General features: G+C 47.6%; 16 protein-coding genes. 2 read left to right on the top strand and 14 right to left on the bottom strand.

Annotated features, from left to right (window positions below):
• Nucleotides 1-296 precede the first annotated feature (296 nt).
• On the top strand, nt 297-2,012 hold the full coding sequence (locus tag DCMF_RS26365; RefSeq protein WP_214658927.1) for a sigma 54-interacting transcriptional regulator: 1,716 nt from the start codon (nt 297-299) through the stop codon (nt 2,010-2,012).
• Nucleotides 2,013-2,071: 59 nt separating this feature from the next.
• Here DCMF_RS26365 and DCMF_RS26360 read toward each other — a convergent pair whose 3' ends face one another.
• From DCMF_RS26360 to DCMF_RS26325, 8 genes are all read right to left on the bottom strand, one after another.
• Nucleotides 2,072-2,452, bottom strand: a complete 381-nt coding sequence (locus DCMF_RS26360) for a RidA family protein (protein ID WP_148137200.1) — start codon at nt 2,450-2,452, stop codon at nt 2,072-2,074.
• Nucleotides 2,453-2,522: 70 nt separating this feature from the next.
• Nucleotides 2,523-2,936 (bottom strand): aconitase X swivel domain-containing protein, encoded by a 414-nt coding sequence (locus DCMF_RS26355; protein ID WP_148137199.1) that lies wholly within the window; start codon nt 2,934-2,936, stop codon nt 2,523-2,525.
• Nucleotides 2,937-4,244: an aconitase X gene (locus tag DCMF_RS26350; protein WP_148137198.1), complete on the bottom strand. Its 1,308-nt coding sequence runs from the start codon at nt 4,242-4,244 to the stop codon at nt 2,937-2,939. It lies immediately after the preceding gene.
• A gap of 26 nt (nt 4,245-4,270) precedes the next feature.
• Entirely contained in the window at nt 4,271-5,062 is a 792-nt protein-coding gene (locus DCMF_RS26345; protein WP_148137197.1) for an aspartate/glutamate racemase family protein, read from the bottom strand.
• Between the two features lie 131 nt (nt 5,063-5,193).
• On the bottom strand, nt 5,194-6,141 hold the full coding sequence (locus DCMF_RS26340) for an ABC transporter permease (RefSeq protein ID WP_148137196.1): 948 nt from the start codon (nt 6,139-6,141) through the stop codon (nt 5,194-5,196).
• Nucleotides 6,135-8,261, bottom strand: a complete 2,127-nt coding sequence (locus DCMF_RS26335) for an ABC transporter ATP-binding protein (protein ID WP_148137195.1) — start codon at nt 8,259-8,261, stop codon at nt 6,135-6,137. Before DCMF_RS26335 ends, DCMF_RS26340 begins: the two co-directional genes overlap by 7 nt.
• The gene (locus tag DCMF_RS26330) at nt 8,254-9,141 is read right to left on the bottom strand and encodes an ABC transporter permease (RefSeq protein ID WP_148137194.1); all 888 of its coding nucleotides are present in this window, start codon (nt 9,139-9,141) and stop codon (nt 8,254-8,256) included. The genes DCMF_RS26335 and DCMF_RS26330 overlap by 8 nt, the downstream gene beginning before the upstream one ends.
• A gap of 140 nt (nt 9,142-9,281) precedes the next feature.
• Nucleotides 9,282-10,859, bottom strand: coding sequence for an ABC transporter substrate-binding protein (locus tag DCMF_RS26325; RefSeq protein WP_148137193.1), 1,578 nt, complete (start codon nt 10,857-10,859; stop codon nt 9,282-9,284).
• Between the two features lie 1,179 nt (nt 10,860-12,038).
• Here DCMF_RS26325 and DCMF_RS26320 point away from each other — a divergent pair.
• On the top strand, nt 12,039-12,914 hold the full coding sequence (locus DCMF_RS26320) for an FAD binding domain-containing protein (protein WP_148137192.1): 876 nt from the start codon (nt 12,039-12,041) through the stop codon (nt 12,912-12,914).
• Between the two features lie 6 nt (nt 12,915-12,920).
• Here the strand turns inward: DCMF_RS26320 and DCMF_RS26315 are convergent, their stop codons facing one another.
• The 6 genes from DCMF_RS26315 to hisC all read right to left on the bottom strand — a co-directional run bounded on the left by DCMF_RS26315 (nt 12,921) and on the right by hisC (nt 22,685).
• Complete coding sequence (locus DCMF_RS26315) at nt 12,921-14,324, bottom strand: sigma-54 interaction domain-containing protein (RefSeq protein ID WP_148137191.1); 1,404 nt, start codon at nt 14,322-14,324, stop codon at nt 12,921-12,923.
• Between the two features lie 266 nt (nt 14,325-14,590).
• Nucleotides 14,591-16,618, bottom strand: coding sequence for a methyl-accepting chemotaxis protein (locus DCMF_RS26310; protein WP_148137190.1), 2,028 nt, complete (start codon nt 16,616-16,618; stop codon nt 14,591-14,593).
• A 410-nt stretch (nt 16,619-17,028) separates the two neighbouring features.
• Nucleotides 17,029-19,053: an acetate--CoA ligase family protein gene (locus tag DCMF_RS26305; protein ID WP_148137189.1), complete on the bottom strand. Its 2,025-nt coding sequence runs from the start codon at nt 19,051-19,053 to the stop codon at nt 17,029-17,031.
• A gap of 12 nt (nt 19,054-19,065) precedes the next feature.
• Nucleotides 19,066-19,692 carry a 2-oxoacid:acceptor oxidoreductase family protein gene (locus DCMF_RS26300; RefSeq protein ID WP_148137188.1) on the bottom strand — a complete coding sequence of 209 codons (627 nt, stop codon included), beginning with the start codon at nt 19,690-19,692 and terminating at the stop codon, nt 19,066-19,068.
• 1 nt (nt 19,693) lies between these two features.
• On the bottom strand, nt 19,694-21,556 hold the full coding sequence (locus tag DCMF_RS26295; protein ID WP_148137187.1) for a thiamine pyrophosphate-dependent enzyme: 1,863 nt from the start codon (nt 21,554-21,556) through the stop codon (nt 19,694-19,696).
• A 22-nt stretch (nt 21,557-21,578) separates the two neighbouring features.
• Complete coding sequence (gene hisC / locus DCMF_RS26290) at nt 21,579-22,685, bottom strand: histidinol-phosphate transaminase (protein ID WP_148137186.1); 1,107 nt, start codon at nt 22,683-22,685, stop codon at nt 21,579-21,581.
• Nucleotides 22,686-22,888 lie beyond the last annotated feature (203 nt).

The raw sequence follows: 22,888 nt of genomic DNA, 5'->3' as shown, positions 1-22,888 counted from the left end.
CATCATAATTGCAATTTTTATGCCAATAACCTCTAGATGAAAAATTTCAAAACAGAATGCCTTGACCCCTTTACAAAACCGGCGGTTAACGGTAAGGTAAAGAAAACAAACAATTTATCTAACAAACATGATAAATATGCCTATATTTTATGCATATGATGAATTCTCATCTTTTCACCTGACTAACTTGTTTTACTCTGTATTCGCAGTTCTAAGGTTTGGTAAAAAGCAACCAAACCAAGAACTTGCTTCAAACCATGTCGGAAAAAATCAAATGCAAACAGGGAGGCGGAACAATGACTAATGAAAGTTTTTTGTTTCAAAAAATATTGGATAAAATAAAGGATGGCGTAATCGTTTTTGATCCGTCCCTTAACATTATCTTTGTGAACAAAAAAGCGGAGAGGCTGATCCGTATCGGTTTTTCCGTATTCGGTGACATCTCCGCCTATTTTAATTTGGACGATTCTTTAGAGTCCTTGAGACGACCCAAGCGCATTGAGTATAATGACCGGATTCTGGAATTTAGCAGCAGCAGCATCAGTGTGGACAAACTAGCTTATCCTCTGCTTTTCATTTCGGACTGCACAACGCTGGTCCAGCTGGAAAAGGAAAATCATTGTTATTGCACCGTATTGAATTCTATTAACGAAGGGGTGATTATGACTAACTCGAAGGGTTGTGTTACTCTTTATAATAAACAAATTCAAAAGTTTGAGGGCTTGGATCCGGCCAATGTGATCGGCCGCCATTTGACCGAAGTATATAACATTACCGAAGAAACCAGCGACCAACTATCCGTATGGAAAAGTAAAAAGCCCATCATCGACAGGTATCAGAAATTCCTTACTGCCGACAACAAAGAATTAAACTCCATTGGTAGTACCTATCCTGTTTTTAAAAACGGAGAAATCGTCGCTGCTTTCACCATCTGCCGCAACCTTACCAAGATCCATGAATTGCTGAATAAAACGATGCAGGCCCAGGAAAAATCTACCGAAAACACACTTGTGGAGGATCTGGGCAATAACACGCGTTTCCAGTTAAACGATATCGTAGCCAAAAGTGACGTCATGCTGGAGCTGCTGGAAAAGGCCAGAAAAGCTGCCTTAGTCGACGCCACAGTCTTGGTCTGGGGGGAAACCGGTACCGGGAAGGAATTGGTGGTACAAGGTATCCACAACGAAAACCCCTTGACCCGAAAAAACCCCTTTGTTGCCGTAAATTGTGCGGCAATTCCGGAGTCACTCCTGGAAAGCCTGCTCTTCGGCACCACTAAAGGAAGTTTTACCGGTTCTGTCGAGTCAACCGGCCTTTTTGAACAGGCTGGCAAAGGGACACTTTACTTGGATGAAATCAACTCCATGCCCCTGAATTTACAGGCCAAACTTTTAAGAGTGCTGCAAGAAAAAAAGTTTCGTAAACTTGGCGGTAAAGAGGAACTACCGATGCAGTGCCGGATCACAAGTTCCACCAATGTGGACCCTGCCGAGTGCGTTGCCACCAATACCCTGAGAAAGGACTTATATTATCGGCTCTCCGTGCTGGTCCTGGAAATTCCTCCTCTGGTGAAGCGGAGAGAAGACATCCCCCTTCTGATTAATCATTTTATCAATAGTCTTTCCGCTAAATACGGCAAACGGGTCAACAGGATCTCCTTTGACCTGGTCAGCGCTTTTTGCGATTATACCTGGCCGGGCAATGTGCGAGAACTGGAGCACAGCATAGAGTCAGCTGTGTCCATGATTGATGAGGAAGGAATCCTCCTGCCTGAGCATTTTCCGTCAAACCTGTTAGGCAAATTGGAAAAACCTCTTTTTGTTCCCTCTAAGCTGCCGCCTAACGGTCTCTCAGGGGTACTCAGCCAGACGGAAAAGGAGACTATTTGCCAAGTACTGGAAGAATGTGGTTGGAATATTTCCGAATCCGCCCGAGTATTAAAAATCGGCCGCACGAATCTGCAATACAGGATGAAAAAAAACGGCATCAAGCAGCCGTTAATTATCAAATAATGGATGCCCTGCCTAATAATTAGGCACATGCATAATTATTGGGCAGGTTATTTTTACCTTTACTTATCTACAGCAACAATAGCGGTGATTTCTATCTTCAATCCTCCATATAGCTCTTTTACACACAAGGTAGCACGGGCAGGTGGATTCTCTTTAAAAATCCCTGTGTAAACCTGATTAAACTCAGGGAACTCCTTCATGTCGGTAATATAGACATTGACAAATAAAACGTCTTCTATGGCAGCTCCTAATCCCTTCACCACCTTAAGTAAATTATCTAATGCTAGGGTTGCTTCTTCTTTCATCGTGCCTGGCTTTAATTCGTCTGTCACAGGATCAATACTCATTTGACCGGCTAAATAAGCTACCCCGTTATGTACCGTTGCATCAGAGATATAACCGGTATTGTCACCATTTAGATTAAAAATCTTTTTTCCCATCGCTAATTACTCCTTTTCCATTTTAATTTCTGTACCTTCTCCCAGGTTCTTTAAACTCTTGGGGAATCTGCTACCGCCAAATTTCCACAGTGCCCTGATCAATTTTCACCCAGTCATTATCTTGCACTGCTGCAAAAGGATCTTCCTCAAGGTCACAAACAGCAGGAGCGCCCAGCATAACCATGGCAACACCAATACGCGAATCTATTTTTTTTAATATCCAACCGGCTGCAGCAGTGCCGGATATCTTAGTAGCATAAAAATGGCAGGACCAGCCCACAGAACCTTTACTGCCGGACATCACTAAAATGCGGTCTTTAATGCTCTCCCCTTCGTGTACATGTCCCCGTTCAATAATCGTACCTGTTTTTTCGTCAACTCCCGCCCAACCGGCAATGCTATTAGGACAAAGCATCGCATATCCTTCAGCAACGCCACCATTGAGAGACCGTCCGTGCAGAACTTTTACCAACGTCCTGGTCATCTACTTCACCTCCCAATATCCGTTTACAGCAGCATCAATACATTGATATTTAGAGCCATAGTAAGTTTTAATGCCCGCATCATAATTGGCAGGTAAGCCAGAGGCCATCTTAGCAGCATCAAAGGCAACTCCCTCGGCGCCATCTAAAATTTTCTTTTTACTCTTCTCATTTTCAAAAACACCAAATGGACAATGCCCTGCATAAATATCCCCGCCCGCCTCCTGAATAATTTTCGTATAACCGCAACGGTTGGCTAATTCCCTAATAGAGTAGGCGGTCCAAATTTGAAAAACTATACCTTTGGCAAATTTCCTCTGACCCAAATAATCAACAACTTCTTTAATTTCCGCTAAAGAATAGTGTGGGCAACCTAAACTTATGTATTTTACTTTACCGGGAGTATCATTGCATAACATACGTCGGCATCTGTCCATATCATCCTCATTAATTTGATAAACGGCTTGGGGTTCTTTACCGCCAAAAGCCATTTCACAAGTAGCAGCTTCCGGAGTCAAACCCACAATGTGACACATATCCACATCACTAACAACGGCAAGAGAGGCCGCTAGTTGCTTGAATTTCAGCATGTTGGGCAAGATGAACTCCCCTTCTAAAACCGGCACTGAACCTGAAGGTACGGTTTTACCAATGGTATAGCCAAGCAAATCCCAATCAAAAGAGCTCTCAATCGGTATATTGATCTTCACAAGACAGGTGCCTAACCGATTGGCAGGATCGTGCTTACCCCACTTGGGAATACGTCCGCAAGCCGCCGCCCAAAATCCAGCCTCAATACCGTCCGGATTGCCGCAAGCGCCAAATAAAGAATTGCATAGCAACACGTTGGAAGATTCACTGGTAACAAAATGTTGACCTCTCACGGGTACCCAGCCTGTTAAGTAAGGAGCACAAGTTGTGACGCGCATTACGCCAGCATCTAAAAAGTACTGCATATATCTTTCATTTTTTTCTTTTAAGGCAGTGCTGATTTGCAATTCCCGGCAACGCAAATTATCGAAAGGTTCAACACAGCTTTGACATTGGCAAACAGAGCTAAACTGGTCCAGACGCAAATCTTTTTCTGCACCCATACTCATCACTGAAAACGTTTCGACAACATCATCACTACCTAAAACTTCTAAATAATTATGTGCACCGCAATACAAAGTAGCCATAGTCACGGTGCAAAGTTCTGTGGCCCCTAAAACATTGGCGTAACGACAGATTTTTTCCATAGCAATTTGCTTAATACGCCCATGCTTTCCCTCAAGCATATCCTGTTCGTAAGATGTTAGGTTTAGTTCCATTCATACACCTTCCTTTTTCTTCGCTTTTACACGTGACCATAATAATCGCGATGCGCAACCACAGAAAAAGCATAATCCAGCAAAGTTCCCCAACTAAACACCGGAAGGTCAACAGCACGTTGAATGGCCCGGGCAAAAACCTGGAATCCTGTGCATTCAAGCATGATAGCACCTATACTGGGGTTGGAACAATAAAAATCCCGGCATACTCTCACTATTTGCTCTTCAGCCTTTTCATAATTGCATCCCGCTTCAGAAAAATGACGGGGGGCAAACCCCCATAGCTTGTCGAACTCAGGACATTCATATTCATCTTGTGCCCCGGCTACAATATAATTGCTGCCTGGCACTACGCCCACATTCGCCAAATGCTGATCAGAAAGAGACTTTTTATGGGCGCAGACGATACCGACATTTTTATTGGGCCCAATCACCTGCTGAATAAGGGGAACCTGTAACAAACTTGACATAAACACAGGAACATTGATCACTTCTGCTACTTCTTTTTGAAAAAATGCAAAATAGCCGCATTCCGCCGCAATTGCACGGCAGCCCAATTTTTCTAATTTCTTTGCAGCTTTTATAGTTGGTTCCAAACAAGCACTTGGGTTATCCGTCCAGGCGATTTCTTTGTTGTCGACTCCCTCAATAATCTCATATTGAATGGGGAAGGAATAAGCACTGGCGTTTCTAACATCGCCGGGGAACCCCGGATAAGGATCATCCAGAAGCATGATCCCTAATCCCATACCATAGCATTTGTGATCTTTCCGGGTATGAATTTCTCTAATTTCCACATCTCTATTTGGATAAGTCATAAACTCCCTCCCATTTTTTGTTCTCCGGGCCCCGCTGAGATAATAATTTTTTATGCAATTTTTATGCCAATAATCATCAGAAAAAAAAGGACAACAAAAAAAGGGCGATAAACGCCCATAAATTTGTTTTTTTACTTTCTGACGCGAATGCGGGGATTCAAATAGCTATATAGAATATCTGCCCCCAGGTTGGAAAGGGAATAGATCATGACAATAATCATACTGCCGGCTTGAATCAAAGGCAGGTCACGCCGCTGGATGGCGTATACCAGCAACCGCCCCATTCCCGGATAGCCGAATACCGATTCGGTGACAATCAGGCCTCCCAGCAGCCAACCGATTCCCATGGCGACAACCGTAACGGTGGGTAAAAGTGCGTTGCGTAAAACATGCCGGATCAGCACGTGCCCCCGGGATAAGCCTTTGAGATAGGCCGCCCGCACATAGTCGGTCCTGAGTACATCTATCGTCCCGGAACGAGTCATGCGCGCTACATATCCAAGGCTGGTCAGACTGACGGTGATCGCCGGCAGGATCAGGTAATAAAAGGCTTCCCGGAATGTGGACTCCGGATTAATTGACGAATTACCCGGAAACCACCCCAGCCCTATGGCCAAAAAGGTGATCAGCAAGAGACCGGTGACAAACTCGGGCAGTCCCACAAAGGCCATGGATACTCCGGAAATGATTTTATCTAGTAATTTGTTGCGGTGTAAAGCCGCGATGACGCCCAGCAGTATCCCCAGCGGCACATAGATTACGAGCGCCACACCCGCCAACATGGCCGAGTTGTACAGTCTGGCCATGATCATGGGGCGTACCGGCATCCGGCTGGTCAGTGAATTGCCCCAGTCTCCTTGCACGAAGTGGGTGATCCAATTTAAGTACTGGGTATGAAGGGGAAGGTTAAGGCCTAGTTCTTCCCGCAAGTTGTCTAGCGCTGTTTGAGTCGCAAACTGTCCCAGCACTACCTGGGCCACATCCCCCGGCAGCAGCTGGGTTACGGAGAAGATGATCAGGGAAGCCAGGAACATGGTTAGAATTATGAAACCGAGACGGCGTAATATATAGATTAACATCTGCTCACCTCCCCTGGATTATCTGCCTGCCGGATACTTCCCGCACCTTGCAGAATTTTTAATTCATCCAGCGGTATGTGGCAGCAGATGCTGTGGAATTCGTTTACCTCCTGCCAGGATGGCTCTTGCTCTTCGCAGATTTTGCCCAGTTTTCGGGGACAGCGGGTGTGAAAACGGCACCCGGGCGGGATGTTGACCGCGCTGGGTACGCTGCCCAGCAAGCGAATCCGTTCTTGCTGTAAATCGGGATCCGGAATCGGAATGGCGGAAAGCAGCGCCTCCGTATAGGGGTGACAGGGCGGCATAAATACATCTTCCGCCGAACCCACTTCCCAAAGTCGGCCCAGATATACTACCGCGATCCAATCAGATAGATAGCGTACTGCCGCCAAATCATGTGAGATGAATAAATAGGACGTTCCCTTGGACTCCTGCAGTTTTACCAACATGTTCATTAAGGCCGCCTGCACAGATACGTCTAAAGAAGCGATGGGCTCGTCACAAATCATCAGCGTGGGGTCCGACGCAAAAGCCCGGGCGATCGCTACGCGCTGTTTTTCACCACCGCTCAATTCGTGGGGTAACCGGCGCATATAATCCTCAGGAAGGTTAACTGCCCTAAAGAGTTCAAGTAATCGTTCTTGAACTTCTTTTGGGGATAATTTACCTAACAAAATCAGCGGACGGGCCACACTCTCTCCCACGGGGTGTTGGGGATTCAGGGACGCATCCGGGTTCTGGAATACCATTTGAATTTTTTTCAGCTGAGAGGGCAATCTTTTTAGCAGGGCCTTGGGCAGACGCTGCCCTTCCAGCATGATCTCGCCGGAGGTTGCCTCTTCAAGTCCGCTAATACAGCGGGCAAAGGTGGTCTTGCCACAGCCGCTCTCGCCTACGATTCCCATGGTAAAACCGCCCCGTACCCGAATGGATATGTCGTCCACAGCTTTTACATCTGTTGGCCCCCGCCGCCAAAGAGAAGATAATCCTCCTGAAACCGGAAAATACTTCTTCATATTGCGTGCCTCGAGTACCAAAGGACCTTCTTTTCGCTCTGACCCTTCCCTGCTTTGCTGGCCATTCATAAATAGCTCTGGTTTCAGCTGCAGTTCTTCCCACCGGCGGCAGGCCGTGAAATGCTCTGTCCCTGCTTCTACCCTGGGGGGACGGCAGACCTGGCACGCCTCCTCGGCTAAACTGCACCGGGGGGCAAAGATACAGCCGGTGGGCAGTTGATCCGGCCGCGGGATAAAACCGGGGATGGAACTTAAGCTGACGTCACGTTTGCTGGCTTCGATCCGGGGCACACAGCCCAGCAGCCCACGGGTGTAGGGATGGAGTTTGTTTTTAAAGACCTGGCGGATGGTGCCTTCTTCCATTAATTCCCCGGCATACATGACCCCTACCCGGTCACACATCCGGGCTACGACACCCAGGTTATGGGTGATATAGAGGATCGAGGTGTTAAAATCTTTCATGAGTTCGTTGATCAAATCCAAGATGACCGCTTCTGTGGTCACGTCCAGGGCTGTGGTTGGCTCGTCCATGATGATCAGTTGCGGGCTTGTCACCATGGCTGTGGCAATCAATATACGCTGCAGCATGCCGCCGCTTAACTGATGCGCGTAACGCTTCATTACCGACTCCGGGTCGGGCATGCGCACTTTGGTCAGCATGTCCACGGCCTTGTCTCTGGCTTCTGCCTTGGACAGGTGCAGGTGTACGCGGGCAACTTCCGCAATCTGCTCGCCCACGGGCAGAGAGGGATTAACCGCTGCTCCCGGGTCCTGGTGCACCATGGTAATCTTAGCGCCCCAAATCCGCCTCATTTCGGCGGCAGGCAGTTTCATCAGATCCATATCGGATAGCAGCACCGTACCACTGCTGATCCGGCCGTTTGAAGGCAGGTAGCGTACAATACCCCTCGCCAGGGTTGATTTACCCGATCCGGACTCACCAACCAACCCGTAAATTTCTCCGGCATGAATCTTGAGAGAAATATTTCTCACTGTGTCCAGCGGTCCCGCTTTCGTGTCATATGTTACTGTTAAATCCTGTACTTGAAGGACGGCTGTATTTTTAACTTGCATGTCTTTTTCCTGTATTGTTTTATTAATCATCGCTCACCCCACCCGGTAGTAGCATATTACGCAGTCCATCACTCATAAAGCCTACACCCACTACCAACAAGGCAATGGTGCCGGCCGGGAAATACAATACCCAGCGCGCCTGATGAAACCATTGCCGCGCCTCACCCACCATCAATCCCCAGTCAGGACGCGGTGGCTGCACGCCCAACCCTAGAAAACCCAGCGAGGCAACCAAAAAAATAGCATAAGAAAAACGCATCGAGGCTTCCACCGCGAGATACGGCAGTACGTTGGGCAGGATCTCCTTAAACAAAATATAGGCGCTGCTCTCACCTCTGAGCTTGGCCGCTTCAATGAATTGTCTTGTCTTGAGATCTAACACCACGCTGCGTACCACCCGCGCTACCATGGGAATATACAGAAAGCCCACCACCAGGATCACGTTGACCCGGGATGGTCCCAGGGAAAACAGGATCACCATGGCCAAAAGCAAGGCGGGAATAGATAAGATCACATCCATACAGCGCATGACAATTTCATCTATCATCCCCCCCCGATAACCGGAAAAGAGACCCACTAACAAGCCGAGAAAAACCGCTAACACGGTTCCTAACCCTGCTACCATAAATACGTCGCGACTGCCCACCAGGATGCGGCTATAAATGTCACGACCAAATTGATCTGTCCCGAAAAAATGCTTTTCTGAAGGTGGCTGCAGCTTTTCCCCCAGACTTTGCGCGGAAAAACTGTAGGGGGCAATATACGGGCCAATAACGGCCAATAAGAGAAAGAATAAGACAATGGCAATGCCAATGAAGGTTGTGGGATGACGCCGTAACCATTTTCCCACAAGGAATAACTTGGAAGGCTTGGATAACTTCTGTTTTGGGATCGTTTCCATCTGTGCCATTCGCTACCTCCTACAGATATGCCCAAGAAGGAGGTTTGGCGAGTACCGGGTACCCGCCAAAACCTTTTCTTAGGTCCCCTTTACATGATTAACAAAGGGGCATTCTGTTTACACTTGCACGACTGCTTTAAAGCAAGTTCTTACTTCTCAAAATAGACGGTACGCAGATCCAGGGCTGTGCCCACATAAGCGGTAGGCTGGAGTCCTTTCAGTTTAGCACTTGCGGCCCACATGTTGTTTTTGAAGAAGGGTAAAATAATCGGACCGCGGTCCATAAAGATCTGCTGGATTTGATGGTATAAGTCGACACGCTTGGCCGGATCCATTTCTTTGGCCGCCTCTGCGGCCAATTTGTCCAGCTCCGCATCGGACCAGTGGCTTTCGTTCCATTGAGCGCTGCTCACATAGGCCAGGTCCAGATAGGGCTGAGGATATGCTCTGGAGCCCCAATCCGTGATGCCAAAGTCTACATTCAGCCACATGTTGTCGGAACCATAATATACTTCTGAGGGGACCATCTGGATCTCTACATCAACGCCAATCTCAGCCATCTGTTCCTTCCAGATTGTGGCAATCGCAGGTACGGGAGATGCTTCCTGGGTATACAGGGTGATCTTAAGGCCATTGGCGTAGCCGGCATCAGCCAAAAGTTGTTTCGCTTTTGCCACATCCCGCTGAGGCTCGGGCACGTCAAGATAAAACTCACTGTAACTCGGACCAATAGGCGTATCCCGGCCCGTTACGCCCAAACCGCCAATGGCGCCGTCCATGATGGCTTTACGGTCGGTGCCTAACTTAAGGGCCTGGCGCACACGGGCGTCTTTGGCCGGACCCTGATCGCACCGCATATGAATGACATAGGTTAAATTGGACGGACTCTGATAGACCACAACGTCCGGGTTCCCCTCCAGGGTCGGCACAGCCTCGGCAGGCAGATAGAAGAGGTAATCCACCTGGCCGCTCCTGAGCGCTTCGATCTGTGCGGAGGGATCACTCAAAAAGAGAAACTCCATACCGTCCAAATAGGGAAGCGGGTTACCGTCCGCGTCTTTCATCCAATAGTTGGGATTCTTCTTAAAGGTGATGCGGTCTTCAGGAATATAGCTCTCGACCATAAAAGGACCTGTGCCGTTAAAATTCGTTTTAAAATCTTTGTTGTCGGCGTCCACAACTACAGCATGATAGTCAGCCAAATCCTTCAGAAAATCGGGGTTGGGATTCTTCAATGTGAACACCACGGTATAGTCGTCGGTTGCTGAGATATCCACGATGTTTGAGTAGATTTGTACCGTAGCCGCACCCACCTTGGGATCACGCAGACGGTCAAAGGTAAACTTTACATCCTTTGAGGTAAATTCCTTGCCATCATGGAATTTAACGCCCTTGCGCAGGTTGAATGTCCAAACCTTCCCAGTCTCGTCCGCGCCCCATTTCTCTGCCAAACTGCGCGTCAAATCAGGTTGGCTTTTCTCGTCAATAAACACCAAAAAATCATAGATCTGCCGTCCTATGTGTTCGTCAGGAACGGTGGAATAAAAAGCCGGGTCCATGTTGGTGGGTGCAAAATACGCATTCCGCAGAGTACCACCATATTTAGTCTGCTCCGTCTGCTCCGTCTGCCCAGTCTGCTCTTCCGCCGGTTCTTTTGTTCCGCAAGCGGACAACATTAAACCTGCTGCCAAGACAATAACCAACAAAACGCTAAGTCTTTTATACATGTTTACCCTCCTCTTTTTTACTTTCTAAAACGTTTTACCCCTGCACCATCAATAGCCAAGCCTCCCTTGCACCCCCTCCTTTGGCATTTTATAAATGTGCCCCAGGACCTGCCTGCCTGATAGCTTCTGCAGCCAAGACCCCTGGATCCGTATTCACCACGTCTCTGAAAGGCTGGGTCATCTCTATGAACTTATCACAAATCCTAAGATTCCTTCAGCGGCTCCGTAGGAACCTATCATGGTTCTCATATCCATGGGGGTATCGCCTGAATACTTTTAATGAATAGGTTCCAAGATTGATAAACGCTCACTCAATAAGTGAAAGAAATAGATAAGAAGCCCCGGAATTGGTAACGTATAGGCCGCAAACCAAATACAACCAAGAAGGCTTCTCTCATGACCAGTTACCCGGAAAGCACTGAACTTCAATAAGAAGATCAAAGTTAACTTTAACGGCGAAGAGCCCACCGGTACCCATAAAAGTATCAAAATGACTTTGCGTATATTGAATTATTGCATCCGTATTATTGGGGATACAGGAAATAAAACTCAATGTATCCTCTCCTTCTTGCAAAATAGAGCAACCGTTTTATATCAGTCCAGTATACTTCGACATTTTGTAAAAATAACCTGCTTCATTTTTCAGACAAGATCTGTGTTTAAAAGCATCTACTGGATTTTACTTTGACGCACAAATATTGCGTTTAGGAACTGTAGAAAATTTTTCTATGCAAATTACGTACCAATCTTGAGATTGATGCTATTTAACATATTTTGTCCTTTTGCTTTTTTCCTAAAGGCAAATTATTTTTGCGTTTCGTCTCACTTTATAAGAAATTACGGTTTTTTAGGGTACGCCAATATTCTTTGCATGCTAATTTTTTTTGCATTTTTTGCCCTTGTTTTTTGATTTTTCTGGCGACTTGGGGGTGAAAAATTTTTGCCGGACTTGATAAAATTTTGCCACCGGGAAAGAGATCTTTATTTTAGCCCTTTGTGCGTATGGTTAGCTCTTCAGAGCATTTTGGGCGGGATGAGAAATATCCTTTTGTTGGCATGTATTTTGCATTATGAAAATATGATATGATCATATTAACCGCATAAATTGGGGACATTTCTCTGCGGGAGAAGAATGCCTGATATGAAGGTGTGTCCCCTGACCTTTGAAGGAGGGAAAAAATGAATCAGACACAAGTATGTACACCAAATAATCTGAATGAACTGGCAGCGGCACTTCATCTGGCAACACCAAAGAGCAAGGTGCTGGCGGGAGGAACAGATTTAATCATCTCCCTGAACGAACGAAGGATCGATCCCGATCTGATCATTGATCTGTCCGGTGTAAGAGAATTGTCTTTTATCAAACAAGAGAATGATTTCATTAGGATTGGAGCTATGACAACATTCACAGAGATCAAAGAAAACGGCTTCATCAACCAGTACTTTCCCTGTCTAAGGGATGCTGCTGCTCAGGTTGGATCCAACCAAATTCGCAACCGGGCCACACTGGGGGGAAATATTGGTAATGCTTCCCCGGCCGGAGATTCTTTACCGGTACTGGCAATGCTGAATGCCTCCGTATCTGTCATGGATACCCTGGGAAATATAAAAGACTATACCATAGATGAAATTATCCAAGGACCACGAAAAACAAATTTCCACTATAACGAGGCTATTGTCACTATCAAAATTCCGCTTCCCCAACCGTCTTTTCGCAGTGCCTTTGTCAAACTGGGTAGCCGGACTGCGGTGACAATCGCTATGATTAATGTGGCGATGGGCATTATCTTTGATGAAAAAATGAAGAGAATAAACGATGCTTCCATCGTCATGGGTGCGATTTCCTCAAAAGTATTACGGCTTCCTGAGATCGAAAAAATCTTTATCAACCGTCCCCTTGATCACAGCCTAAGGAAAGAATTTTGCCAAAAGCTGTCCCAACTGATAGAAAAAACATCCCCTGTGGAATTTGAAATGGTCTACAAAAAAGATGCGGTTAAAGGAGTTGCGCTCGACCTGTTGCAGAAGCTACTACCGGAAATATATTGCCAATAATATTTTTTATGCTTTAATGCCAAATTTCCGCATGCGATACTGCATATTTTGCCGAGAAATACCCAATGCCGATGCTGCCTTTGTGATATTGCCTTGATGCCTTTTTAAGGTTTCCATAATTGCCTGGTGTTCCACTTCCGTCAAAATGTGGGACAATGTTCCCGGTTCTTTCGGAGTAATCTCCTGGATGCCCATATCTAATTGAGTCAGTTTCATTTTCAGGTATTGAGGCAGGTGATCCGTTTTGATGATTTGGTCTTCCCCTAACATGGTGATTGCGCTTTCAATCACATGTTCCAGTTCCCTGACATTTCCCGGCCATTGATATTTCAGGAGAAAGTTTTTCATTTCCGGGGAAATCTTAATGCTCCCCCGGCCATAGATTTTTTGAAACTTTTTTAAAAAATGATCGATTAAGGTTTCGATATCTTCTTGCCGGTCCCGCAAAGGAGGCACGTATAAAGAAATGACGGCCAGCCGGTAAAATAAGTCCTTTCTCAGCTCGCCCCGGCTGATGCATTCCCAGGGGTCAACATTGCTGGAACTAATAATTCGGCAATTAACCGGGGTATCCGTCTTTCCGCCTACCCTCCGGACATATCTTTCCTGTAAAACACGCAGGAGTTTAGCTTGAAGGGATGTACTCATAGAGTTTATTTCATCAAGAAAGACAGTGCCTTTTCCCGCCTGTTCGAAAAGTCCGGGATTGTCTACGGCTCCCGTAAAGGCCCCTTTGGTTGTCCCAAAAAGGGAACTTTCCAAAAGTGTTTCGGGAATGGCGGCGCAATTGATGGCAATAAAAGGCTCCGGACTATGGTCGCTGTGATTATGAATCCCCTGGACCAGGAGTTCTTTTCCTGTTCCGGTCTCACCGTAAACTAAAACAGGGCAATCAGCTTCTGCCGCTTTTTTTGCCGATAGAATTAATTGTCCCAGGGTTTCACTGCAATAGGTGATGGAGTCAAAAGTATACCGGGTTCCATTTTGTCTGGTTGCTCCGATTTCGGAACCCAGCTGTCCCTGCAGTTGAATGGCTTTTTCCAGCAACTCTTTAATCTGTGTCACATTGCGGCAAACCGAATAGACACAGATTAATTTGTCATCCTGGAAAAGGGGGATGGTATTTGCCACAATATCAATTTTCTTCCCATTCTTGGGAATGATATGTTTATACTTTTCCAGCATGGGTTTTCCTGACTTTGTCACAAGCATATGATCACTTTCTTGTTCGGTGACATCATACACATCCTGCAGATGTCTGCCGATCACCTCGGACTTGGATAAGTTCTCCCATTTAGACAATTCATTGTTATAATAGATGATCTTCTTATTGGGATCCGTCACCAAAATCCCTTCATTGACGGAATCGAAAATTGTCTCCATCAGTTTCAAATAATCCTGGCTGTTCATATGATCATCCTCTTGCTTTTAATATAAGTATTATTCTTTTTTACTTTTAAATATCCTTCAAGGGAATCTTGGTAATTCATAAAAACACCGGTACAGGAAATTCAGGGACGGTTCTTGAATTGAATAGGAGCAGCCCGCGCTTGAAAGTCAAAAAATAGTAAAAATTAAAACCTCCGGATTGATCGATTTATTCTCGATCAACCCGGAGGTTTTCACAAATTTAAGGGATAGCATTTTCTCTGACAGTCGGCATAGCGCCCAGATGGCTAATACTTAAACCGGCTAATGCCCCGTTGCATCATTTCCGCCAACTGGGCCAGTTTATCACTGGATTGGGCGATTTCCTGCATAGAAGCGGTCTGCTCTTCCACCGAAGCCGACGTCTCTTCGGTTGCGGCCGCATTGTCCTGGGCAATCATGGAGAGCTCATGAATAATATCCATAATTTCTTTTTTCTTTGTTTCCATCAGGCTTCCTGAGTCGAGCAATAACTTGATGGACTCCTGGGTTTTGGCGATAGCGCTTGCTATGCCGAAATATTCTTGATCCGAATCATCCTGGTGCTGCAGCATTTCTCCCACTCCCTGGGTAATTTGCACGGCATAATTTGCTTTTGCCATTAAGTCCTGGATGACCCTGGCGATCTCCCCTGTAAACTGATTGGATTGCTCCGCCAGCTTACGGACTTCTTCGGCCACTACCGCAAAACCTTTGCCCGCTTCACCGGCTCGCGCCGCTTCGATGGCGGCATTTAAGGCCAAGAGATTTGTTTGCTCGGCAATCCGCTTAATCATTTGACTGGCACTTTCAATCTTGAGGGCACTTGCGTTGGTATTCATGATTACCTGATGAATCTCTCCGGTCGTTTTGGTAATTTCAGCCGCGGCCTGCGTAGCTTTTTCCAGGTAATTTTGATTTTCTTCAATCAGTTCCCCTAGTTCTTTCATTCTTTCCACACCATGTTCCGTATCTTTTGCTTGATTGGTTGCCCCGGCGGCAACGCCGTCTATGGTTTTAGCGATTTCTTCCGATACGCCAGCCATTTCTTCGCTGGTGGCGGTTAATTCCTGGGCCGCCGCAGCCACCTGCTCTGATTGTCCGGCGATGTTTTTCAGCAAGGCGACTACATTTTGCTGCATGTTCCCCAAGGCTTTAAACATGATACCAATCTCATCTTTTCCCTGGGCCAAACGGTAGGTTTTCCGATCATCCCCTGTAAAATCATAATTGCCCATAGCTACAATCCTGCTGGTGAGCAGACCGATGGGCGCCGTTATTTTGTTTGTAGCGATCCAAATGACTGCAGCGATCACCAGTAACCCGCATAAGCCGATCAGGAGAATTGTTCTGACCAGATCGTTTGATTCCTGATATATTTCTCCGATGGGGATGATTGTCCCAAAAGCCCAAGTTGTGCCGGTCTCTCCTACCGTTACCGGGGCATAACTTTTAAAGGCATTCTGCTTTATGGCTTCCGCATATTCCACGGAGGAAAATGTTTCTCCCGCGGCAATTCGTTTTAAAATATCCCCTCCCTGGCCGTCTTTAAATTCACCGCCGATTTCTCCCAGCCGGTCCTTTTCGGGATGAGCGACGACCATTCCTGTACCGGAAATCAGCCTTCCATAACCCGTTTGATATAATTTTAAGTTTTCTACAAAGGTTTGAAGCTGATCAAGCTTAATATCGACCCCGGCCACACCAATCACCTGATCGTGATATTTGATGGGGACGGCCAGGGAGGTTTCCATGATCGATACCTGATCGTTGTAACTTTCCTGGTACGGTTCAATAATAGCTTCTTTTCCCGTCGTCAGGGGCATGACATAATAATCATTTTTGATGTCGTCAACGGCAAAGGGCTCACATGCAATAGCATCCCCGTCTCTATAGAAACAAGGATAAAACCTTCCCGTGCTGTTATGGTATTGGGCATCTACATATTTTTTATCTTGACCGTCAAAAGCGTCCGGTTCAAAGGCGCACCAGACACCCACAAGATCCTTGTTATGTAAAAGTGTCCTTTCCAACAACTGAATGACTTCATCCCTGCTCGGATTTTGCCCGGCTCTAATGTCCTCTATGGTTCCGGCCAAATTTTTAGCCACGGTTAGATTTTGTTCCAAAAACAATTTAATATAGGCAGCATACTCTCCCGACTTTGACTCCGCCAGCTCCGCAACATTTTTTTCTGCCGTGGCTTTCATATTCAGCATCATATAAGCTACCACAGCAGAAAAGACGACCAGCACAGGTATGAGAAAAAAAACAAGCATTTTTCCTTTCAATTTCATCAATCTTTCCTCCCTTAATCAACCCTCATTTTTTTAAATATCTTCTCTTTATTTTTAATCATATCAACCGATTCTGGACATTTTCTGAACAAAATGGAAGAGAGTGTATTCGTACTTCTCGTTAATTTAACTTACCTTTGTTTTTTTACCTGAACATTAATATCCTATTAATATTCCGGTAATTCGTTCGACATTATTTTCCTAATACAATATCAATAGCTTTTAAAATTTTAGCTTATTTTACTTAAAAAATAAATAAGGAGGCTTTATTTCTTTGCCTCCTTAACAAATATGGACTTGCAATAAAACAGAAAAGGAAAATATGCATCCGTTAGCCTGAGCTAATCAAAAGTCAATTAAGGTTAAACGTTTCGTTTTTATTGGCAAAAGCACCGTCGTCGTTGATCAGGTTATTTCCTCAACAGACGGACATCCCCCACGAACACACCCTGGGGAAAGACAAACACCGGGTTCAAATCGGCTTCCGCAATGTCCGGGTAGAGGAAAGGCAGCCGGGAGAAATTAACAATGGTCTCTGCCAGGGCATCCAGGTCAGCCGGTTCCTGTCCCCTGGTTCCTTTCAGAATGGGGTAGGTGCGGATACTTCTGATCATTTCTTCCGCCCCGGTCCGGTCTACCGGCGCCACCCGGAGCACAATGTCCTTCAACACTTCCGTGTAAATACCACCCAAGCCGAAAGCGACCACCGGACCAAACTGCACATCCCGGGTCAGGCCAAGGATTACCTCCCGGCCCCCTTTCAGCATGGGATAAATCACCACACCGCGAAAGTCCCGGTCCAAAGCGATCTGGCGCAGATGATCAAAAGCCTTTCCCGCCCCTTCATCATCAGCAATATTCAGCACTACGCCGCCAAAGTCCGATTTATGCAAAATCTGGGGGGATACCACCTTCATCACCACCGGATAACCCAGGCTTTGGCATGCTTCCACGGCCTGGTGACGATCCCCGGCAAAGCGGTACGGAGGAACAGGAATTCCGTTCTCCTTTAAAAGAGCCATGGCATCCGGCTCCAGCACGGGACCCTGCCCCGGCAAATTCCCTTTTATAGGGGGAAGGTCGGAGAAATAACCGGGCCGGGATTTGAGCCCTTGATATTCAGCCATGCGGGAAATAACGCGCACGGCACGTTCTCCCGTAGAAAAGTTAGGCAGGTGATGCTGCTTCAAGAGATTATCGCTTTCCGCCACATCGCAGCCTACCTGAAGGACAGAGACGACGGGTTTTTGGGATTCCCGGGCGGCATCAACAATCCCCTGCGCTACCGGCATCGCTTCTAAGTAGGGGGTGCCGATATAGAGGGCCACTGCCGCATCGTATTCCTTCAGCGATTCCGCCAAAGAACGCCGGTAGCCTTCCCCGGTACCTTCCACGGTAAGATCGATGGGGTTTTTTAGCCCGGCGTGGGGAGGCAGAAACTCCTGAAGGGCTTTTTTCAATTCAGAGCTGGGTTCTCCCGCATCCAAACCGATCTCGTCTGCCTTGTCTATGGACATCACCCCGGGACCGCCGGAATTAGTCACAACGACCAGCCGCCGGCCCTCAACGGGAGGAAGGAAGGAAAAACCCTTGCACAAATCAAACATGTCTTCCAGGGTCTCCACCCGCAGGGCGCCGCATTCCCGCAAAGCGGCGTCATAAACCGCATCCGAGCCGGCCATAGAACCGGTATGGGAAAGAGCCGCCCGCTGGCCGGTATTGGTCCGTCCCGACTTAATCACCACCACAGGTTTGATCCGGGTCACTTCCTTCAGCACCTGCATAAACTCCCGGCCGTTTTTGACATTTTCCACATATAAAGCAATCACGGAGGTTTCCGCATCATCTTTAAAATACCTGAGCAATTCTATTTCATTCAAATCACTGCCGTTGCCGTAACTGACAAATTTGGAAATACCCAGGCCCTGTTCTTCCGCCCAGGACATGAGCGCACCGCCCACGGCCCCGCTTTGTGATACCAAAGCGGTATTCCCTTTGGGGGGGCGGGCTTCCAAAGTAGCCAAAAGGCTGCTGTGGGTGTTCACCAGACCGGCACAGTTCGGCCCAATAAAACGGATACCGAAACGGCGGGCTGCCTGTTTTACCTCTTCCTCACCGGCTGCGTTGCCGGCTTCGGAAAAGCCAGAGGTAATCACAACCGCTGCTTTCACCCCGGCCTCACCGGCGTCGGTCAATACATCCTTCACGGTAGCTGCCGGTGAAGCGATCACCACTAAGTCGACGGCACCGTCAATCTCCCGGATCGAGGCAAAGCCCGGGATGGGGCCCATCCCCTGTGCCTTCGGGTTTACGGCATAAATGTTGGTGAACCCGCCTTCTATTAAGCGGTTCATCAGCACATGTCCCAATTTCCCCGCCGTTACGGAACCGGTCACGGCCACCCCGCGGGGGTAGAAAAGTGCCTGAAAGCTCATGCCATCACCCCCTTATCCTAAGCTTACAGGAAGGCTGCGGCATACCTGGATATCCAATCCGGCCCGGAAAGCGGCCAGATTCCGTTCCGCGCCCTTGGGCCAGCGCTCGGTAATGGCGGTGGCTAGGTCTTCCGCGCTGAACAAAGTTTTTAAGGCCGTGTTCCCCAGGGTGGCACCCAGGACGAACAAATTTTCCGCCACCGGCTTTCCTTCATATTGGGGCAGCATCTCCGGATCCAGATAGGCAATCTTCGCTTCCGCCTGCTCCAGATTCCCCCATACCTGTTCCAGGGAAGGATAGGGTGCCTTGCCCAGCATCACCGCAGTGGGCGCCCATACGGAACCGTAAAGGAAAAAATCTCCCCCGCATTTTAGGTACCGGATCGCTTTTAAGGATTCGGAGCGTTCCATGGCAATGATCAGGTCAGCCCCCTTTTGGGGAATGGAAGGGCCCACAACCTGCCGGCCTAAGCGCAGCTGAGCTTTGACAAATCCGCCCCGCTGGGCCATCCCTTTCGTGGGATAGAAATTAGCAGGAATGTTCTTTTTTAGGGCTGCTTCAATAATCAGTTCCCCAATGGTTAAAACTCCCTGTCCTCCCACACCGACAATATAAATGTCGAAAACATTCTTTTCCATGTTATTTCCCCTCCCTTTTGATGGCGGACCTGTTGCAGACCTGAGCGCATAAAGCACAGCCGTTGCATTGTCCGGAATCAATGACGATGGATTCTTCGCCCAGACTGATGGCAGGGCACCCGGTAATATTGATACACCGCTTGCACAGGTTGCATTGTTCCTGGTCAACCTGAACCGTTCCGTATTTTACTTTGCGCCGGTTGGCCTGAATCGCGCATTCCCGCCGGGAAAGAATCACTTTGACCCCGGGAAGGGTGAGGGCCTTTTGGATCGTTTCCGTGGTTCCTTCCAGGTCATAAGGGTCGGCAATAAAGAAATTTTCCACACCCAATCCCGGAATCACTTGGGCCAGATCCAATGGTTTGCACCCGGACTGTTGAAAATCCGGCGCCGTGCCCGGATTCACCTGCATGCCGGTCATGGCGGTCCACCCGTTGTCCATGACAATGGCGGTAAGGTTAATCTGGTGCTGCACTGCATTAAGCAGTCCGGGAATACCTCCGTGGAAGAAGGTGGAGTCTCCGATGGTAGCAATGACAGGAGTCTCCACGCCGCTGTAGACGTAGCCCTGGGCCATGGGAATGCTGGCCCCCATAGCAACCTCGGTCCAGATGGTATGGAAGGGAGGGTTAATCCCCAAGATGGTACACCCGATGTCTCCGGTGACCATTACTTCTTCTTTTTTGTAGCCCAAGTTTTTCACGGCCTGGTTGATGGCCATATAGGTGCCCCGGTGGGGACAGCCGGCACAGGTGGTAATGGGACGGGCCGCACAGTGTTTTTCTGCTTCGATTGTTTTATAAAGCTCTTCAGGCACCGGTTTATCGAGGGCACTAAAAATACCTTTCACCACATGGGTGGCGTCATAATCCCCGATCCGGCTTAAAGTACCGTCTTCCTTACCAATAATCCTTACTTTTGCGCCCCGCTTATAAGCTTCTAAATAGACCCCTTTTTCCAGATGGGGTTCCAGCTCTTCTAAGACCAAGATGGCTCCGCAGTGGTCCAGAAGAGCGCCTACTTCTTTTTTAGGAAAGGGGATGGTGGTAACTGCTTCTAATGTAGAGATTTCCTCCGGATTGATGCCAAAGCGGTCCGCGATGTCAAAACCTTCTGCAAGAAATGTGTTTACCACACCCACGCTGATAATGCCCAAACCGCCTTTTTCTCCCTTTAGATGCAGTCTGTTCAGCCCTTTTTCCCCAATGATATCGCCTGCCTTTTCCAGGCGTGCGATCAGGTCCCGGTGCTGCGTCATACAGATGGCTGCCCCAGCCTTGGTGTATTTCATGATGTCCTTTTCCAGCAGAGGTTTCTTGTCCGGGGGCAGGATTCTTTCTTCCACATTTGCCACACCATGGGACAGGGCCACGTTGGTGACGGAGCGGACAAAGACCGGTGATTGGATGGCTTCCGAGAGCTCAAAGGCGAATTGGATCAGGTCATAGGATTCCTGCACGGATCCCGGTTCCAGCATCGGCATATCCGACATCAGGGCAAATCCCCGCACGTCTTGTTCCGGCATGCCGGCGCTCACTCCCGGGTCATCGCAAACATAGACCACCAGACCGCCTTTGCATCCGGAATAGGTAATACTGATCAAGGAGTCATAAGCCACATTCAAACCGGACATCTTCATGGTGCATAAAGAACGGAATCCGGCCCAGGCCGCTGCGGCCGCCACTTCAAAGGCTACCTTTTCGTTGGTGCTCCATTCCACCTTGGTTCCGGGCAGGTCTTTTCCCCACAAGCTGCCGATTACTTCCGACGAGGGAGTTCCCGGGTAGCCGGTAATTACTTTCACACCTGCATGTAAAGCACCAAGCGCTACTGCTTCGTTTCCCCCAATTATTTTCTTAGTCATTTAAACACCTCCCGATATTTTCTCACTTATTGATAATTTCCTTCAAGGCTGCGATCAGTTTTTCGTTCTGCTCCAAAGTTCCTAAAGTAATCCGGGCATAGTTCGGTAAATTCCACATGCCGCCCGGGCGAATCACAATTCCTTGAGCCAGTAACTTTTTGAACACCACCTGGCTGTCCATGCCTAAATTGACAAAAATAAAATTGGTGTGAGTAGGCGTATAGGGCATGCCTAATTTGGAGAACTCCTGGTAGAGATACTGTTTGCCTTGCTCATTTACCGTTAAAACCTTTTCAATAAATTCCCTGTCCTCCAGAGCAGCCAGGGCCCCCGCCTGGGCGACCCGGTTGACGGCAAAAGCTGCCGTGACTTTGCGCAATAAGTCAACCAGGTGTTTGGGCCCCATGGCGTAACCGATCCGGGTACCGGCCAGGCCAAAGATTTTGGAAAAGGTCCGCACTAGAATTACGTTTCTTTTCTCATGCACATACTTCATGGTATCAGGATAATGCTGATCCTGCACGTATTCCGCATAGGCTTCATCAAACGCGACCACGCAATCGCGGGGGACAATCTCCATAAAACGGGCCGTTTCTTCTTCCGTGACCATAGAACCGGTGGGATTGTTGGGATTGCAGATAAAGATCAATTTGGTCTTGTCGGTAATCCGCTCTGCAATGGCAGGTAAATCATAGGTAAAATCTTTCAAGGGAACTTTGATAAAATTTCCCCCCATAATCCGGGTCACACTTTCATAGACGGAAAACGAGGGATCTCCCGTAATCACCTCATCTCCTTCATCAACCAGGGCCTGGGCAATCAGCAAAAGGATATTATCCGCTCCGTTGCCGATGATCACCATATCATCGTCGATGCCAAAATGAGCGGCGACTTTTTGACGCAGGTCCATACTGCTGCCTTCAGGATACATATAAACATCGTCAATGGCCTGTTTCATCGCCGCCACAGCTTTGGGTGAAGTCCCCAAAGGATTTTCATTGGAAGCCAGTTTGATAATTTCCGTCAACCCATACTCTCTTTTTACTTCTTCAATCGGTTTTCCCGGCACATATGCCACCAGCTCATTGATGCCACGCCTGGCCAGGTCCTTTTCCTTGATGTTCTCCATGGTTTTATCCCTCCCAGAATGCATTTTTTCTTTATTATATTAAATTGTTAAATAGCCCCTAAAAACAAGTTAGGTTTCTTAACCGTTTTCCGGTAAGAAACCATGCTTAAATATGAACCTCAGAACAACCGCTCTGGTCACGATTAACTTAACTATGCAATTTTTATGCCAAAATTTTTACCTGGCCAAACACCGTTACGAGC

This window comes from Candidatus Formimonas warabiya (genome assembly GCF_002777255.1).
Classification (GTDB): Bacteria; Bacillota; Dehalobacteriia; order Dehalobacteriales; family Dehalobacteriaceae; genus Formimonas; species Formimonas warabiya.
The sequence above is the reverse complement of the archived record's forward strand: the minus strand, read 5'-3'. Positions and strand labels throughout refer to the sequence as shown.

Coding starts and splice junctions, on each gene's coding strand:
- DCMF_RS26340 (WP_148137196.1), bottom strand. CDS start 6,141: ATGTTAATCTATATATTACGCCGTCTCGGTTTCATAATTCTAACCATG.
- DCMF_RS26300 (WP_148137188.1), bottom strand. CDS start 19,692: ATGGAAAAGAATGTTTTCGACATTTATATTGTCGGTGTGGGAGGACAG.
- DCMF_RS26315 (WP_148137191.1), bottom strand. CDS start 14,324: ATGAACAGCCAGGATTATTTGAAACTGATGGAGACAATTTTCGATTCC.
- DCMF_RS26355 (WP_148137199.1), bottom strand. CDS start 2,936: ATGACCAGGACGTTGGTAAAAGTTCTGCACGGACGGTCTCTCAATGGT.
- DCMF_RS26335 (WP_148137195.1), bottom strand. CDS start 8,261: ATGATTAATAAAACAATACAGGAAAAAGACATGCAAGTTAAAAATACA.
- DCMF_RS26360 (WP_148137200.1), bottom strand. CDS start 2,452: ATGGGAAAAAAGATTTTTAATCTAAATGGTGACAATACCGGTTATATC.
- DCMF_RS26305 (WP_148137189.1), bottom strand. CDS start 19,053: ATGAGCTTTCAGGCACTTTTCTACCCCCGCGGGGTGGCCGTGACCGGT.
- DCMF_RS26320 (WP_148137192.1), top strand. CDS start 12,039: ATGAATCAGACACAAGTATGTACACCAAATAATCTGAATGAACTGGCA.
- DCMF_RS26310 (WP_148137190.1), bottom strand. CDS start 16,618: ATGAAATTGAAAGGAAAAATGCTTGTTTTTTTTCTCATACCTGTGCTG.
- DCMF_RS26365 (WP_214658927.1), top strand. CDS start 297: ATGACTAATGAAAGTTTTTTGTTTCAAAAAATATTGGATAAAATAAAG.
- DCMF_RS26295 (WP_148137187.1), bottom strand. CDS start 21,556: ATGACTAAGAAAATAATTGGGGGAAACGAAGCAGTAGCGCTTGGTGCT.
- DCMF_RS26330 (WP_148137194.1), bottom strand. CDS start 9,141: ATGGCACAGATGGAAACGATCCCAAAACAGAAGTTATCCAAGCCTTCC.
- DCMF_RS26350 (WP_148137198.1), bottom strand. CDS start 4,244: ATGGAACTAAACCTAACATCTTACGAACAGGATATGCTTGAGGGAAAG.
- DCMF_RS26325 (WP_148137193.1), bottom strand. CDS start 10,859: ATGTATAAAAGACTTAGCGTTTTGTTGGTTATTGTCTTGGCAGCAGGT.
- DCMF_RS26345 (WP_148137197.1), bottom strand. CDS start 5,062: ATGACTTATCCAAATAGAGATGTGGAAATTAGAGAAATTCATACCCGG.
- hisC (WP_148137186.1), bottom strand. CDS start 22,685: ATGGAGAACATCAAGGAAAAGGACCTGGCCAGGCGTGGCATCAATGAG.